At 69.3% G+C, this 15,933-nt stretch carries 14 protein-coding genes; 2 read left to right on the top strand and 12 right to left on the bottom strand.

Translation table 11 applies throughout. The annotated features are described in order from the left end of the window. Positions 1–143: 143 nt before the first annotated feature. The 12 genes from ACYVF7_RS56135 to ACYVF7_RS56190 form a co-directional block, all read right to left on the bottom strand. A complete protein-coding gene (locus ACYVF7_RS56135; RefSeq protein ID WP_460356333.1) occupies positions 144–821 on the bottom strand; it encodes a DUF1963 domain-containing protein in 678 nt (225 codons plus the stop codon). Between the two features lie 168 nt (positions 822–989). Next, complete coding sequence (locus ACYVF7_RS56140; RefSeq protein WP_460356336.1) at positions 990–1,208, bottom strand: hypothetical protein; 219 nt, start codon at positions 1,206–1,208, stop codon at positions 990–992. Between the two features lie 230 nt (positions 1,209–1,438). After that, positions 1,439–2,770: a lipase family protein gene (locus ACYVF7_RS56145; protein WP_460356338.1), complete on the bottom strand. Its 1,332-nt coding sequence runs from the start codon at positions 2,768–2,770 to the stop codon at positions 1,439–1,441. Between the two features lie 267 nt (positions 2,771–3,037). Continuing rightward, the gene (locus ACYVF7_RS56150) at positions 3,038–5,398 is read right to left on the bottom strand and encodes a CHAT domain-containing protein (protein WP_460356340.1); all 2,361 of its coding nucleotides are present in this window, start codon (positions 5,396–5,398) and stop codon (positions 3,038–3,040) included. Then, positions 5,398–6,897: a CATRA conflict system CASPASE/TPR repeat-associated protein gene (locus ACYVF7_RS56155; protein ID WP_460358600.1), complete on the bottom strand. Its 1,500-nt coding sequence runs from the start codon at positions 6,895–6,897 to the stop codon at positions 5,398–5,400. Before ACYVF7_RS56155 ends, ACYVF7_RS56150 begins: the two co-directional genes overlap by 1 nt. Continuing rightward, positions 6,890–7,258 (bottom strand): hypothetical protein, encoded by a 369-nt coding sequence (locus ACYVF7_RS56160; RefSeq protein ID WP_460356342.1) that lies wholly within the window; start codon positions 7,256–7,258, stop codon positions 6,890–6,892. The genes ACYVF7_RS56155 and ACYVF7_RS56160 overlap by 8 nt, the downstream gene beginning before the upstream one ends. Positions 7,259–7,264: 6 nt before the next feature. After that, the gene (locus ACYVF7_RS56165) at positions 7,265–8,575 is read right to left on the bottom strand and encodes a DUF697 domain-containing protein (RefSeq protein WP_460356345.1); all 1,311 of its coding nucleotides are present in this window, start codon (positions 8,573–8,575) and stop codon (positions 7,265–7,267) included. A 1-nt stretch (position 8,576) separates the two neighbouring features. After that, on the bottom strand, positions 8,577–10,370 hold the full coding sequence (locus ACYVF7_RS56170; RefSeq protein WP_460356346.1) for a ThiF family adenylyltransferase: 1,794 nt from the start codon (positions 10,368–10,370) through the stop codon (positions 8,577–8,579). Next, positions 10,367–11,269: a hypothetical protein gene (locus ACYVF7_RS56175; protein WP_460356349.1), complete on the bottom strand. Its 903-nt coding sequence runs from the start codon at positions 11,267–11,269 to the stop codon at positions 10,367–10,369. The genes ACYVF7_RS56170 and ACYVF7_RS56175 overlap by 4 nt, the downstream gene beginning before the upstream one ends. A 122-nt stretch (positions 11,270–11,391) precedes the next feature. Next, the gene (locus ACYVF7_RS56180; protein WP_460356351.1) at positions 11,392–12,261 is read right to left on the bottom strand and encodes a response regulator; all 870 of its coding nucleotides are present in this window, start codon (positions 12,259–12,261) and stop codon (positions 11,392–11,394) included. Next, the gene (locus tag ACYVF7_RS56185; protein WP_460356353.1) at positions 12,249–13,487 is read right to left on the bottom strand and encodes a sensor histidine kinase; all 1,239 of its coding nucleotides are present in this window, start codon (positions 13,485–13,487) and stop codon (positions 12,249–12,251) included. The genes ACYVF7_RS56180 and ACYVF7_RS56185 overlap by 13 nt, the downstream gene beginning before the upstream one ends. 169 nt (positions 13,488–13,656) lie before the next feature. Beyond that, positions 13,657–14,115: a hypothetical protein gene (locus ACYVF7_RS56190; RefSeq protein WP_460356355.1), complete on the bottom strand. Its 459-nt coding sequence runs from the start codon at positions 14,113–14,115 to the stop codon at positions 13,657–13,659. Between the two features lie 39 nt (positions 14,116–14,154). On the opposite strand from ACYVF7_RS56190, the gene ACYVF7_RS56195 reads away from it, so the two are divergent. Together ACYVF7_RS56195 and ACYVF7_RS56200 are read left to right on the top strand one after the other, a co-directional pair. After that, positions 14,155–14,883 carry a hypothetical protein gene (locus ACYVF7_RS56195; protein WP_460356358.1) on the top strand — a complete coding sequence of 243 codons (729 nt, stop codon included), beginning with the start codon at positions 14,155–14,157 and terminating at the stop codon, positions 14,881–14,883. Positions 14,884–15,229: 346 nt separating this feature from the next. Beyond that, complete coding sequence (locus tag ACYVF7_RS56200) at positions 15,230–15,820, top strand: DUF4232 domain-containing protein (protein ID WP_460356361.1); 591 nt, start codon at positions 15,230–15,232, stop codon at positions 15,818–15,820. Positions 15,821–15,933 lie beyond the last annotated feature (113 nt).

A 15,933-nucleotide genomic window follows, 5' to 3' on the forward strand; every position in this document is an offset into this window, starting at 1 on the left:
ACTGATCGATCCGTAGTTCCTCAAGATCTCGGAACCGTTGAGTTCCACACAGGGTGACCTGGCCAGGAAGGGCTCGATGCATAGTTTTCCAAGCCCAACGGCCGGCGTCGGTCATGGTCACCTGGGACGCCGACAGATCACGGTCAGGAGTCTTGTACGAGCAACCGTCCCTGCTTGGCGTCCGGCGAGACGAACACGAACGCCGTAGGCGCAGCACCGAGATTGAGGTGAAATGGCTGGAAGTTCGGACTCAGCTGCAACATCAGCTTCCAGGGGCCGCCGTCAGGCCAGTCATCGCCTTGAAAGAACGCGGGCGTCCCACCGATCTTGTCGCTGCTGATCTGCTCCCAGTAGTGATCGTGATCGTCGGCCGGCGGCCTCGCGCGGTCGTGCTGAGGACGGAAGTCGGGATCCTTGTCCGGCTCGAGCCGGACGGTGTATTCGGCGTCGGACCCGTCCTCGACGTGGTACAGGCTGGGTCCGGTGGCCAGCGGAAGCGTTGAACCGCCGTAGATACCGCCCGGCTGCACGATGACCGCGTTCGCACCCTCGTCGGGAAAAGCGATGTCGGGGTCGAAGAACACCTCGTCGCCATACTCCGCGTGGGTCACGAAGACGTACGCCAGCTTGCCTCGCCCCGCGTCGCCGAGCACCGGCCCGAGCTCGATCTGGCAGACGAACCGCATCGGCTCCTCCCACGCGTCGTTGACCGGCCACTGCGGCTCGGAAAGCCACACCGGCTGCCCCCCGAACTTGGTGACCGGGGTGGTGATCGGCACACTGGCGGGAACGAACGCCTCGATCCTCAACGTCGCTACCATGAGCGCCCTCCTCGCCGTGACGGCCCAGGATTCTGCCACTCCCACGGCTACTCGCCACAGCCGCTGGCTCTCCTGGTCGGTCGAACGTATGTGGTCAGCGCACCAGCGATGCCTCGCGGTGCTTCCCACGTGACGTGACGTGGCGGCCGCGACGGTGGTCGCCGATGGCTAGGACGTCCACCAGCGCCGTAGCGTCCCGCAGGCGCCGTCCTGTTCGATCTCCCCGATCGCCGGGCGGCCCTGCAGGGTGGTGGAGATCCGGTGGACTCGACCCTCCCACGTCCGAAGGACGCGGACGGCGTACCGGTCCCCCCGCCACGTGATGGCGGCCGGTCGGCCGTCCGGCGTCGTCTCGATGTCGATCGGGTCGTCCAGCAACACGGGCATGCCGGGAGCGTAGTCGAACCTTCGTTCGATCACACGGAAGGGGCGGCGTGTCCTCCGCCTCGCGTACTGACGTGTCCATGTCAATACGCTTCGGTGCTCCGCCGGGCGCGGGCCAGGATGGCAGGAAACCAACCCTTTACGATTAGTAGTCGAAACTGGAGGAGGGGCAGTGCGGCCATCCCGGTCGGTAGCCCGCCGCCGAAGTGGCCGCACGTTCCAAGCGGTTGGCGTCAGTGGACGATTCGCTCCATGACCCAGTCGACCAGTGGCATGGTCACCTGACTGTGCATGGTGTTCTCGCTGTCGCACTTGAACTCATCGAGCGCGCTTTTCACACCGTCCGCCTCGACATTCTCGTACGGATCGACGTCCCACTCGGCCGGGTCGTAGTCCAGCGCGACCGCGCTCACGGAGGGGACGAAGCAGCTGAACTTGTACGTCTCCGGGATGTCGGCCCCGAGTTCCTCGGCGATCTGGCCGAAGGAGTCGAGGGTGCCGCCGGGCACGCCGTCGAGGCCGGGGACGTACGAGGTGAAGCCCCGGCGCACCTGGCCGGCGGCCCGCATCTCACCGATCGGCTTGCGCTCGCCGCCGTCGGGCTGGAAGTTCGCCTGGGCGTAGACGACCAGCGGTATCTGGTATTTGAACACCTCCACGCCGGGCGGCAGGTCGCGGCCGATGCCGATGCCGGCGCCGTTGGCCACGCCCAGCTTGTGCGGTCGCTCCGGGAACTGGCCGAGCTCGCGCAGTTCACTCAGGAACTGCGTGCGCAGTTCGCTGGAGGTGGCGACGGGGCCTTCGTACTTCGCGTCCGGAATCCATGCGTACAGCAGTTGCTGCGCGGCGGGGCTCCTGATCAACTCGGCCTTCTTGACCTTGCCGGGTGCGGTCGGCAGCGATTCAAAGAAGTAGGCCATCTGCTGGAGGACCAGCGGGATCCAGGCGCCGTTGTGCGGGGAGTCCCAGGACAGGTAGGTCGCGGTCTGGTGGTCCTGGTTCTGCTTTTCCATCTCGGCGAGGGCGTAGCGGGTGATGATGCCGCCCATGCTGACCCCGCCGACGATCAGCTGCGCGTCGCCGCGCCGCCGCTGGATGGCCTCGTTGATGGCACTGATCACCACGCCGGCGTTGGCCTGGATGTAGGTGTGCCGCTGCTCGAAGCCCACCAGGATGACATCGATGCCCGCAGCGAGCAGCTGGTCGAGGAAGCCGACCTCACTGCCCGGGTAGGGCGCGTTGAAGTGGGCGAACAGCCCCGGCAGGTCACTGGGACCGTAGTTGAAACCGTCCGCGAAGATGAACGGACGCTCCAGCTCGTCGTGGCCGTCGGCGAGATAGACCGCGGCCTCGCCGACGGCCACCTCCCGCCGGTACGGTCGGGCGGACCGCAGCGGCCAGGTGTGCTCCGGGCGCCGGTCGCCGGCGCGCGCCACGCCCGTCGGGGCGCCGAACCACGGCCCCGGAGGCAGATTCTTGGCGAACTCCGCCACCTTCTCGGCCGAGGACTTCTCCTCGGCCTGATTCCACGTCAGCTCGACGTCGATCCTGGCTTCCTGTGCCATGAGGACTGCACCGCCTCTGTGTAGGTGTTGTTTACGGGGCCGTCATAGCGCGCCGCGATTCACCTGCGAACGGGCTGGCACTGCACGGGAGTTGTCATGGCTCCCGCAGATGATGAGGTCCGCTTCCCACTCCTCACGGTGACTCACCGTGACGGCGCCATCACTTAATGTGCCCTACATTCGTGCGAGGAAACGGGAACGACTTTCTAGTCAGAGAAGGCGTGTAGGGCAAATGCGGCTAGAGGCCACGTGGACAAATATCAAACGTCAGGGCAGGCCGTGGAGGACGAAAGAGGCCCATATCGCCGGGTCGGGATAGTGGGCGCGTCCTTTCAGGAGGGCGGTTCTGAGGGCGGCGGCCGGCGATTCGGTGACGCGTCTTTCTTCGTGGAGCCAGGTCGTGATGCGGGCGGCCGGCGCCGGGGGAACATCTCGGAGCGTCGCGACGACCGACGCGGCGCCTGAGATGAAGAACGCGCGGACGAGGCCGCGCACGCCTTCGGTCGTGATCATTCCGAGGCCGGAATGGCAGGCCGCCAGGACGACGAGGCGGGCGCGGACGGGTTCGGCCGCGATCATGTCCGAGGTGAGCTGGCCGTCGTCGTCTCCCGTCGGGGTGAGCGCGATCGCGCCCGGCGGCCGGTCCAGTCGCGGGCGGGCGTCGAGGGACGCGTGGGCGAAGACGTGGATCGGATCCGCGTCGTGAAGCCGGTTACGGATCTCGGGCACCGTGCACGCCGCGCCCAGGACCGGTTCCGCCCCGTAGAGGGCCGCGATGGAGGACGTGGCCGAGGCGCTGAGCGGGGACGCTTCGTCGTACCCCCCGTCCGGGCGCGGGAGCCGGGCTCCTGTGGGGGCACCGATGATCAGTGGTGTGGCGGGGGGACGGGAGGCGGGCTCGCTCGCCAGGATCTCAAGGAGCGAGGCGGATGGAGCGTACGCCACGGGGTGGCGGTCGATGAGCTGGGCTCCGTCCGCGAGGGTGAACGCGGCGAAGGGCATGCTCCACAGGAGCCAGTTCGGCAGGACGATGACGGTCTGGTCCGGTCGGAGGAGTCCTTCGAAGGGGCGTAGCAGCAGGGGGCCGAGGTCGGGGATGTCGCGGCTGTCGGGAACGGTGGGGCCGGTGCTCAGCACGTCCCGAAGGGCGGCGCCGGTGACGCTCTGGTGCGAGCGCCGCCCGTCGGACGCGATCGCCCACATGTGGAGTTCGCGCAGGTGTTCCAGCGTGGAGAGAGGATTGACGCCGAACGCGCTGTCCGTGAACGTGAAGTGCGGCTGGTAGAAGAGCAGGCACGCGTTGAGACGCCGAGCCAGTTCCTCGATTCGCCGGTGTCCCGGTGGATCCGTGGGGAGCTCTTCCGCTCGGAGGTGGGCGGCGCGTGCGAGAGCGGTCAGCGGGCCGGAGCGTACGCGTTCAGCACTCTCCAGAGCGCCGAACGGGTCGCCTGCCGCCAGCCGCAGTTCCTGGACGGCGTGCGAGAGCGGGTAGGCGATCTGGTCGTGCAGCCCGGCCATTCCAGGTTCGTCCGGGGCACGGGTCCGCAGAGTCTCCCAGAGCGCTTCACATTCGGGGAGGTAGGCGGCGGCCTGTTCAGGCCGCCCCGCGTCGAGGTGTACGCGGACCAGGTTCATCAGCGCGACGGCGACGCCGCGGCCATCACCCGTCGCGCGCTTGAGCCGCAGGCTCTCGTCCAGATGCTCGGCGGCCATCTCGAGCCGGCCTTGCCGCATCCGCACCAGTGCGCGCAGGTTGAGGACCTGGGCGCGTCCTGCGAGGTCGCCGGCTGCGGCGCGGGCGAGCCAGCGGTCGGTGAAGTCGATGGCCGTTTCGTGACGACCGGCCCGGCGTGCGACCTCGGCGGCGTTGAGGAGGCCTTGCCGATGCAGGATCGGCAGGTGTTCCGCGCCTCGCAGGGCCTGGTCGACAGCGGTCGCGGCCTCGTCGTGCCGTCCGATCGCGCTGAGCGCCAGGGCGAGGTTGCCCTGGATCTCCGCCGTCTCGTTCCGGGGCGGATCAGGGAGCCGTCCGAGATGCTCTTGGGCGGTCTGTGCCCATTCCACGGCTCGTTCGGGCTGCCCGAGGCCCAAGCTGACCCTGCCGAGCTGGGAGGCGGTGAGCGCGGCGGGCTCGTCCTGTCGGCCGTCGACGGCGAGACCGTACGCCTGATCCAGCACCGTCAGCGCCTCGTCGTGCAGCCCCGCGCGCAGCAGCGCCTCGCCGAGGTTGCTCATGACGGCCCATCGCGTCAATGGAGCAGGCGGTTCCCGCTCACCGAGCAGCGCCAGGGCGCGCCTGCCGTCCTCCGCGCCCTCGACGTATCGGCCGGCGATGACCCGCGCCTCGCCCCGCTGAGCCAGCGCCGACGCGAGCAGCATCCGGTCGCCGAGCCGCTGGGCCAGTACGATCCGGCGCTCCGCGCAGGTGGCTTCGCCCGTGGCGTCACCGAGCATGGAGTGCGCGACGGCGACGACGAACAACGCCGCGTCCAGCTCACGGAGGTCTCCGGATCTTTCGGCCGCCAGGACCGCCAGCCGCCCGGTGGTCAGGGCGGCGGCGAGACGGTCATGGTGCAGCGCGTCCGTGGCCCGCTTCCGCAGTACGCGAGCGATCCGGCTCGTCGTCATTACGCCGCCCTTCCACAGCGATCCGGCTCGTCGTCATTACGCCGCCCTTCCACAGCGGTCCGCCTGCCGCCGCGCGTCCTGAAGACGTACGCGGCCAGCTCGATCACGAGCAGACCGGCCCCCGCGGCCAGGACCGACGCCGCCAGCGACTGAGCGAAAGACGGAGGGGCGCCACCGCGTAGCGAGATCGCCGACCAGCCGAGCCAACCGAGCGTGCCGCCGGCCAGCGTGCCGGCGATCCGCTCGAAGCCACCCAGCCGATTGGTGTGTCCGAGACGCTCCGCGACCAGCGGCAGCGCGAAGGCCAGACCCGCCAGAACGGCGATGAGCGGGGCGTGCAGCCGGCGCGGTAGCGGCACCTTGTACTGCAGAGCCTGGACGACGGCGAGCGCCATGAGCAGGGTCCCTAGAAGTGAGGTCTGCAGGACGGTCAGCCGGCGCGAGTGTTCGGCGAGCCGCTCGGTGATCACCGCGCGGGCGGCCTGGCCGACCTGCACCGCGCTCTCGAGGGTGGCCTCCAGGTATCCGATGTCCGCGCCGAGTTGTTGATCCAGAATGCAATGGATTCGCTGATCGCGATCGAGGAACGTGTCCCGCGATGGGGCACCGGCGGTCACGGTGGCGTTCATCTGATCGGCCGCGATCTTCGCGCTGATCCGCATCTTGCGCAGGTCGCGCAGCGCGGCGACCAGCCCGGCGGTGCTGTTCACCGCGCCGGCGAGCTCCGCCTGGCCTTCGGTCAACTCCGCCAGGCCCGAAGCGGTGTGTTCGGAACGATCGAGCATGCCGACCAGCCGGTCGGTGGCGGCGTCCACCCGCCGGCCCGCCTCCCGGAACCACAGCGACCTGTTACGGACCCACGTCGCGTGTCGTATTTTGGCGGCGGACAGGAGGTACCGGGCAAGGGGCTGCAACGTGACACGCTCTCCGGTCGTCCACGCCCAGGCGTACATGTCCCGTTCGTGGGCATCGTCGGTCAGCATGGCAAGACGCCGTACGGGCGGCCGCCCGGGGATCCGACCCTCCGGCAGTTCCCAGAGCACGATGCCGTCCTCGCGACGGAAAGGGGTGCCCACAGGCGCGTCTTCGCGTGCGAGCCGTCCGCCGACCGGTTCGTCGAGCGGCCGGTCCGACACTCCGAGGAAGATCCGGACGGTTCCCAGATCGCCGGTCGCGTCGCGTGGCCATTCTTCGTCGAGTTCGCGCCATTCGCGGGCCGCTTCGGGCGAAAGGACCGCCATGAAACCGACGACGTCATGTTCTTGATAGAGGACGGCCTGATAGACCCCGGGGCGATCGACCCCGCACGTCGCCAGGACCGTGAACTCGTCGCCCGGACGAAGATCCGACGGGACGTCGGCCGAGGTGCCCGCCACCAGGCCACGCGTCTCGCCCAACGCGGCGAAGGCGGCCCACAGGCGCTCGGCAGATCGCCTCCACCGGCCTGTCGGCTCGCCCACGCCGCAGAACGCGTGGACGAGGAGCGCCTGCTCACGCATCGTCACGCGTACGGCCCTTCGCCCGCGAACGGGTGATCGCCGCTCCCACCCGTTCGACGGTCTCGTTGACCACCCGGGGCATCGCCACCGGATCGGCGGAATCGCGGACCGAGGCGGTCGGGCTGATCGGAGGTGCTCCCAGCACCGGCCCGGCCAGTTCGATCCGGCTCAGCGAGAGCCGCGCGCCATGGACGTCGCGGGCGGCGAGCGCGTCTCCCAGGGACTCGAGCTCCGCGTTCACCGCGGCCCATGCCTCGGCCGCCAGCCGCCAGCCGCGCAGCCGGCCGATCAGCTCGTCGGTGTCGGCGAGGGTGTCCTCGAAGGTCGGCGTTCCGCTCCCCATCCGGCTCGTCGCGCTCATCGCGGATCACCGGTCCAGCGTCGGGTCGGCGGGCTGGGGTCCTTCGCCGGGCGCAGTGCTCCCCCGGCGCTTGAAGTAGTGCTGGAAGAGTCGCAGGGCGAAGGGGGTGTCCAACTGGGCCAGCAGGGCCGGGCGCCGGAGCAGGAACTCACAGACGTGCATCCAGGCGTGGCCGACCGCGATCGCCAGGGTGAGCGCCGTACCCGCGTTCACGGCGCCGATGACCAGATTCATCACCGGGACGAACTTGCCGAGCTGTTTCACGCCCTGCCGTTTGGCCACCTGTTTCCCGGCCTCCTTGGCGACCTGTTCCGCGCCTTCCTGGGCGACCGCCCGCCCGGCGAGCCGCCCCGCGGCGTTCGTGACGGCCTTCTGGCCGGCGACCTTGGCCCCCTTCTGTCCGGCGCCGACGCCGACCGCCGCCATGGCGGCGATCGTCACGACCTGCTTCCTGTCGATGGGCAGGCCGTAGCAGAGGCTGATCTTGGCGATCATCACGGCGATCGCGGCGGTGACCCCGCCGACATCGGTGAGCGGCACCGGGACGGCGGCGGTCGCCCCCGCGCCGGCCGTGATGTAGCGGAAGTTCTTGATCACCTTTTTGGCGTCTCTGCGCTGGGGCGAGAAGTCCAGGCGCTGGCCCGCCTTGAGCGCCCTGGCCGCCTCCGGCGCGATGGCGAGCGTGGCCCGCAACAGCTCACGGAGCCCGTGCTCGGGGATCGTCGGCCCGCCGATCTGCCGCATCGGCACCGAGTTCACCAGGAAGACCCGCCCGCCCGCGGAGAGCGGCAGATCAAGGCTCTCGATGTGCCGGGCGAGACGGAGCGCGCCCTCGTCCACGTCGTCACCGAGCCGGGCGACGTGGGTGAGCACCATGATGACGGGCAGATCGAGCGCGTGCATCGCCCGCACCATCGCTTCGTGACTCTCCAGGAACCGGCTGGTTTGGGAGTTGACCACGAACCAGGCCGCGTGGATGCGCGCCTCGCGCGGGCCGATCCGGGATTCGGTGACGACCCTGTTCATCTCCGCGATCATCTCGTCGAGGCCGTCGTGGCCGACCTCGAAGCCCCGGTTGTCGTAGATCGTGATGATGTCGTCGTCGTGGCGCCGGTACCGCTGGACGTGCTTCGTGACGGGCCTGCCGATTCCCGTCTCCGCCAGATCCATCCCGAAGATCGCATTGACCAGGGTGGTCTTGCCCGCCCCGGAGTCCCCGAAGACGATCGAGTTGAACCGTCCCAGCTTGGCCAGCTCCTGGGCGTACGCGGCACTGACAGTGGCGATCAGCGCGTCCAGGTCGAGTTCCTCGTACATGTCACTCCGTTCGCTCGGCGCCGTCCTGCGTCGAATCCTGCGCGGCCTGCTTGAGGCCGGCGATGATGGAGGCCAGTTCGTCGCCGCGCGCATCGGTGCTCGGCGGCACCCGGTGTTCCGGGTCTCCGCAGATCGGGCACCGGGGGTCGCGGCGGATCACCGCCCAGATGCTCTGGGGTGCGTGTTGGTGCGGTTCGGGGGCGATGACCTGGGGGAAGAACTCCCAGCGCGGGCTGGTGGAGACGATCCCCAACGTCCTTCGGTCGCGGAGCAGGCCGACCAAATGCTCTCCGGCCGGGGTGCTCGGACCGGCCAGCAGGCCGACGGCGACGGCGGCGGCGCAGCTGGAGACGATGTTGATGGCCGGACCGAGCGCGGCCTCACCGACGAGCCTGCCGTTCAGCCCGTAGTCGCGCGCCGGACGGTAGTCCGTGGCGGTCGACCTGGCCCCGACGGCGCAGTTCCAGCAGGCGGTCTCCGTCGCGGGGACGCTGATCACGACCTCTCCCGCGGCGGCCCTGCGGTAGAGCGCGCACGAGACCATCGGGATCCCGGCGGCATAGGCGTGGTGTGACAGTCGCGCCTGCTCGGCCATGTCGTCGGTCGCCCCCACGACGAGATCCGCGCCGGACAGCAGCCCGGCCAGATCCAGGTCGCCGAGGGCCGCGACGTGCTCCTCCACCCGTACGGCAGGGTCTATCGCCCGTAGCCGACGGGCCATCGCGGTCGGCTTGGCCACGCCGAGGTCCGCCGACGTGTAGACGCTTCGGGCCAGGTTGGGGCCTTCCACGCACTCGGGGTCGATCACCGTGAGCGTGCCGACCCCGCAGCGGACGAGATCCTCGGCGATTCTGCTTCCCACGGATCCCAGGCCGGCGACGACGACGCGGCGTTCGGTCAGGTCCCCCAACAGCGGCCAGACCCGCTCGACGGCCTCGCCGGTGCGGCGGCCGGCGGCGGTACGAGCGAGCGCGGCGAGCTGCCCCGCGGCCGCGCTACCGGGATCCCACGGAGAGGGCAGCGCGGCCATCGCCGGGCGCCCGCCCGCGTCCCGCTCCCACCGCACCGCGAGCGGTCCCACCAGCGGGTATTCGCCGTCCACCAGCAGCGCCGCGGTGTGGTCGGAGGGTACGGGGAGCACGAGCCTGGGCCGGTGATTGACGTTGATGATCTGCGGCAGGTCGTCGCGTTCGCGGGCTCTCGCCCTCTTGCCGACCCAGTCGCGGACGGCGGTCGCGGAGGGCAGGTCGACGTCCGTGGTCCGCAGGTCGGCCGTGAGCGGCACCGTCCTGCCCTCGACCCGGCGCAGAACGTGGTCACCGTCCTTCCCGCGCCGCAAGGTGTGCAGCGACATGCGGTACCCCGATCCCAGATCCAGGTCGGCGGGGCGCAGCGGGCCGCGCGTCACCACCGCGATGGTCAGCTCGTGGAGATGGGGGTTGATGTCCAGCATCCGTCCCGTACTGCGCACGTCGGTGCCCGAGGGGTCCGGGGCGGCGTACGGATGGGTGTGCACGGTCCCGATGAGTCGGCCGTGCCGGGCGGTCTCCAGCAGACCGACGGTGGTGGACAGCTCGGCGGAGATGTCCCAGCTCGCCCCGCTGTACCGGCCGCTGGTGTCCTCGACGAGCAGGTGGATCAGCGAGCCGACCGCGAGCAGGGCACCGCCGCGTTCGGGCGGCACCGCGCACAGCCGCTCGCGGATGGCCGTGACGACTCCGTCGCTGAACCGTACGGGAATCGCGGCGACGCGGGGGAGAACGCCGGGCGTCGCTTCCGGCTTCCTCCGGCTCATTTGCTGAACTTCGGGTTCTTGCCCGCCATGCGGAGCGAGGTGTACGCCATCCACTTGGCGGCGTGCGTGCGCACCTCGGCCAGGGTGGCCGCGGCCCGGCCGCCGGGCCCGCAGATGATGGGAAGCTTCCGGCTCCCGACCCTGACCTTGATCATGTGCGGGCGGTGGCCGAACTTGTCGTCCATGTCCGGGTAGATGGGGGCGATGCGGAAGGCGTTGCCGTCCTCCGGGGAGCGGAACGCGAAGAACACGAAGGGCCGCTGCCCTGGGTACTTCGGCGTCATCTGGAACTTCCAGCCGGCCACCTCGCCGGTGAAGACCGGCTCCCACCGTTCGACGTTGCCGGGGTCGAGCCGGCGCAGGAGGTTCACGTCGGCCTCGGTCGGCCCCTCGTTGACGGCGGCCATGCGTTCCTGGGGGAGCTTGGAGAGCGGCTGAGCGGAACCGTCGGATCCGGTGACCACGAACTGGCCGCCCGGCTCCAGGAATACGTCGGGGCCGCCCTCCTCCTGGGCACGGATGAGGTCGCGGATCTCCTGCCAGCTCGCGGCGGCCGCCATGCGCTCCTCAGGCAGCTTCGACAGGGGGACCGTGGACTGCTCGGCGCGGTCGTCGGGGGCCCCGCCGCCCGTGTCCTGCGGCGACTCGTGATCCTCCTGCCGCTCGCGCTCGACGCGGATCAGGATCAGGGACGGCACTCCGCCGGTGACGAGTTCCACGTCGTTGGCCGAGGCCGCCGGTGGCGTCACCGGGACGGCGAGCTGGGAGTGGTCCTCCACGGGGACGAGCTGGGCGTGATTCTCCGGGGGGAGATCGAAGAGGATGGGCTCGGCCGCCTCGGACGTTTCCGGCGGGGAGCCGGTGCCGGGCAGAGAATGGGACGAAGACGTGTCGGGCATGGTGTCCTCCTACGGTTCGGACTCGTCTGTGACCGCCGACCTGCCAGGTGCCGTATCGCACGTGGTCCGGCCTTGAATTCGAGTGTCGGCAGTGATCGGACGAGGGAGAACACCAGATTTGGTCAATCCCCACTCAGCGGGGCGTTCTCGGCGCAGAGCCCCAGTTCCTTGGCCCACAGGCGGGCCGCGGCCCGCTGTTCCAGGCGCTGACCGGTCGCCCACAGCACCCAGTGCGTACCGTCCCGGGCCACAAGGCCGGGGTGAGCGTCGACGTACTTCTGCAGAATCAGCTTCAGGTGGTTATTGAGCTTGGTGCGATTTATTCCAAGAATTGCGGCGATATCAAGGGCGTATGTGGCATCGCCACAGCCCACGAGCCGGGCGATCCTGCGCTCGAGGGGCGAGAGTTCGTGCCGGGCCACGCTCCGCACCACCGCGGCGAAGATGCGGTTGAACACGGCCTGAAGGTCGGAGGGCGTCCGGTCGTACCGCTGGGCGACCTGCCGGCCCGACTCCCCCGCGGCGAAGGACCTGAGCACGGCGAGATCACCGGAGCCCAGCCCCGTCTCGGCTCCGCGCAACTCGGCGTACAGCAGGGCGGCCAGCTCGGTCGACAGGTACAGCTCCCCGGCGGCCACCGCCGTGATCGCCTCGGCCAGTCTCGCGTCCGGTGCCGAGGTGTCGAGATATCCCTGGGCGCCCGCCGCGATCGACTCCAGCACCTGGCGCGGCGGCGCCTGCGCGGAGATCAGCAGCACCCGCCAGCCGGTGGCGCGGAGCCGGCGAACCGCCTCCGCGCCCGACAGCCGACCGCGCAGCTGGATGTCGCACAGCGCGACACCTACGCCGCCGACCGGCGGCACCTTCGCGACATCGCCGTACGGGGCCAGGACACGGCAGCCCCGCGGGGACAGGAGCTTGTCGAGTCGATCGGCCAGCAGCCTGACGAACATCTGGTGATCGTCGATACAGACGACGGTCAGCCCTCGCATGCCTGGTCTCCCGGCCACTCGAACCGGACCGTGGTGCCGACACCGGGAGCCGACGTGATCTCGTACCGGCCACCGCACTTCTCCACCGCCGGGAAGGTCCGGCCGAGCCCGTCCCCACGGCGGACCGTGGCGGGATCGAACCCCGCCCCGTGGTCCACGACGCTCACCACGAACCGGCCGTCCGAGGCCTCGGCCAGCAGGTGCACCTCAACGTCACGCCCCGCGTACTTATGGGCGTTGGAGAGCGCCTCCCCCGTGGCGGCCACCATCACCTCGGCGACCCCGGCGGGCGGCTCGGCGTCGATGAAGAACTTCGGGTGTACCGGCAGCCTGAGCTCGAGAAACGTGTCGGTCAGCTCGATGAGCTGCGCGGTGATGGAGAAGTCTCGATCGTTCACGGTCCCCAGCAGGGCACGGGCGGCGAGTGCGGCGCGCCGGATCAGACGCCGCGCCTCGGGGGGAAGCTCCGGGTCGGCGGAGAGGCCGTCCAGGATGGGCAGTTGCCGGTCGTGCAGGCCGCTTCGCATGCGCTCACGCTGTCGTTGTAGGTCGAGGAGTCTCTGCTGTTCGGCGGCCACGGCCTGTGCGCGGCGCTGGTCGGCGGTCGCCTGGGCGGTCCGGGCGGCCATGGTCCGCAGCAGGTAGGAGACGTAAAGGCCGACGGTGTACCACATGACGAAGCCGAGCAGGTCAGAGCCCAGCTTCAGCGTGACGTCCGGGTAGATCGTCACTCCCCACGACACCCACATCAGCAAGACCGCGGCGACCGTCAGGACGCGGAATCCGATCGCGAAGGCCACGGTCAGCGAGGCGATCAGGCTGAAGGGCACCACCTCGGTCATCACCACGTTGCGCAGCTCGGGCGCTGCCGCGCGGGAGCCGATCGCCATCAGCGCGATGCAGAAGCCGACGTCCACCGCCGCCAGCAGCCGGTCGCCCCGAATGGTGTGTCTGGTCCAGACCCGGTGGACGAACCAGGCCGCCTCCACAACGGAGGCCGCGAGCGCGACCACGGCAAGCGACGGATGCACCAGCCTGCCCCAGCCGAACAGCGGGATGGCCAGGAACGGAACCATCATCGCGCGAACAAAGGCCGCCATCCTGGCCAGTCGCCGCTCGTTCTCCGCGACGATGCCTTCCTCGTCGTCCTCGACGTCAGGGATATGGGCCCAGTCCAAGGCGCTCATGCCCTGGGAAACGCGCTGCCCAAAACCGATCTTTGTCACAGACGATCTCCCCTCGGCGACTTTCATCAATAGGACGCTTCAGGTGCACATCTGGTTGCGCAGCGCTTCCACTCTGGAATCCGTGGAATTTCGCATATGAATAGTTTATCGATCACTCTCGCATTTCGGTCATGCGAGAATCAACTACCCGGAATCTCCGGAAATCGAGTCACATCTGCTCGTTACGGGAACCGGCTGTTCGCCGACCCGCCGGCTGCTCTACGACCTGCCTGTCGGCGACGGGGTTCAGATCGATGTCTTCTGCGCCTGACGGAAGCAGCCGGTCGATCCGCAGGAGCAGGGCGGCCAGCAGGTGGCGGAGCAGGGCGACGGACATCGCAGGTACGGGTGCGGAGCGTTCGGCGGCGATCTGGTCGATCGTGGCGAAGATCGCGGTGAGGTCGGGTTCGGCCGCGGGCCGGCAGGGGGAAGCGAGCCAGTCGGACAGGCGCGGGCCCGCGCCGCGAACGACCGTGCATCGGCCGTTCGCGACCGCGGACGAGTCGTGTGGCTGCGACGCGCCTGACCTGGGCGAATCGGCACGGTCGCACAAACCTGAGAAAACCCTGAGAATCCACACAACCTTGACGACCCTCCGAGCATCTTTACTCATGAGACCTTCGATCATGAGTGCGCTGTGCGCTCATCCGAACTCCGGAGAGGCCCGATGGAGACCAGGAAGCGGCGCCGGTTGCCCGCGCTGATCGCCGGGACGGTCGTCGCGAGCGGCATCACCGCCGCGGCCGCCGTGGCGCCCTCCCGCCCGACGCCTCGGGCCACGGCCTCCGCCGCCGAGAGGGTGACCGCCGGCTCGCATGTCACGCCTGCGCACGCCACCAAGGTGGCCGCCGGCCCCCACGTCACGCCCGCACGCGCCACCAAGCCGGCTCCCGGCCCCCACGTCACGCCCGCACGTGCCACCAAGCCGACTCCCGGCTCGCAGGTCACGCCTCGGCGCTCCGCCAAGGTGACCTCCCCTCCGGCGGCCGCGCCGCCGGTGAGCGGCGACGCGCGGGTCTGCGCGGCCGAGCAGGGCAAGTACCGCGCCACCGTCGTGACGACGTTTCCCGTCGTCGGTGACATGGGAGCTCCGAAGGGCCGACAGGGAGGCACCCTCGTCGTCATGGGGTCCACCGTGTGCGGCACCGTGTGGGTCGAAGTGAAGAAGGACGCGAAGTACGACAAGCGGGCATACCCCACCAGCGCCTCGATCGCCACCTACGCCACGGTCACCGACCGTTCGAAGGTGGGCGAGAGCCACCGCGAGGCCATCACGCGCGCGGTGCTCTCCACGAAGGCGATCCCCCTCCGCGCGCACGGCCGGATCGAGGTGAAGGCCGGGTGGGCCGGGAAAGACTTCCGCTTCACCGGCCCGGTCCACGTCATCCGCTACTGACCGTCGGCCTCGTCGACCTTTTGTGCATCGACGAACCGGGCTCCATGGAACTCGAACGAACGCGGCACTGACCTGCCATTCCAGGCACTGACCCGGTTTTCCCTAATAAGATGCTTTGCTGGCCTCCCAGGTTCGCGTGACATCCATCACGGCAGAAAAAATAGGGAATCTGGATCTTCCTGTGAACCTCAACGGCATTACCGGACATCGAAGTTATTAGTCGAGCCAGTAAGTAACCGGAGAGGTTATTCCCATGCAGTTCAAGCGCCTTCGTACGACCGCCGCTCTGGCTTTTGGTGGCGGGATGGTCGCCCTCGCTCTCACCGGCTGCAACATCGACAGCAAGGTGTCGACGTCGTCGGGTTCGACGTCGTCAGGTCCGTCGGCGTCGAGTTCGACATCGTCGGGTTCATCGGCGAAGACGGCACCGGGAGCCAATAGCACCCACGGCGGGAAAGCGGCGGCGACGAACACCAATCAGGGTGACACGCCGAGCTGCATGGCATCCGAGCTCAACGCCGATCTGCAGATTCAGGATTCCGGCGCCGGACTGGAAGCGGAAATGGCAGCGGAAAAGGCGATCGCCACGCTGACCATCACCAACCGGTCGAGCGAAACCTGCTACCTGCCGGCCTGGACACCGCTCGGGAAGGGCGGGGAGAACAACTACACCGCGATTCCCGCGACCCAGGTGAGCTACCCCGGTGCCGGCACGACCATCACGCTGCGGCCCGGACGTTCGGCCTTCGCCGGAACCAAGTGGCACACCACCAAGGGCTGCCCCGGCGGCGTCACCGACGGCCTCGGCGTCGCCTGGCACAGCACCTGGATCCCGCTCACCTACCACGGCCTCGACGACGGCTACCAGCCGCCGATCTGCGACAGCCTCACCCTGGGCACACTCCAGCCCACCATGAACGGCGTCAACTTCAGCTGACCCGCCCCGAACATAACAGGCCAGGCATACGGGGTCGTAGGGAGCGGGAACGTGAGAGTTCCCGCTCCCTACGCGCGTCAGCCGTCCCGCCCGGCCGCTCCGCGCCGGCGTGC

The organism is Actinoallomurus acanthiterrae (assembly GCF_054775715.1).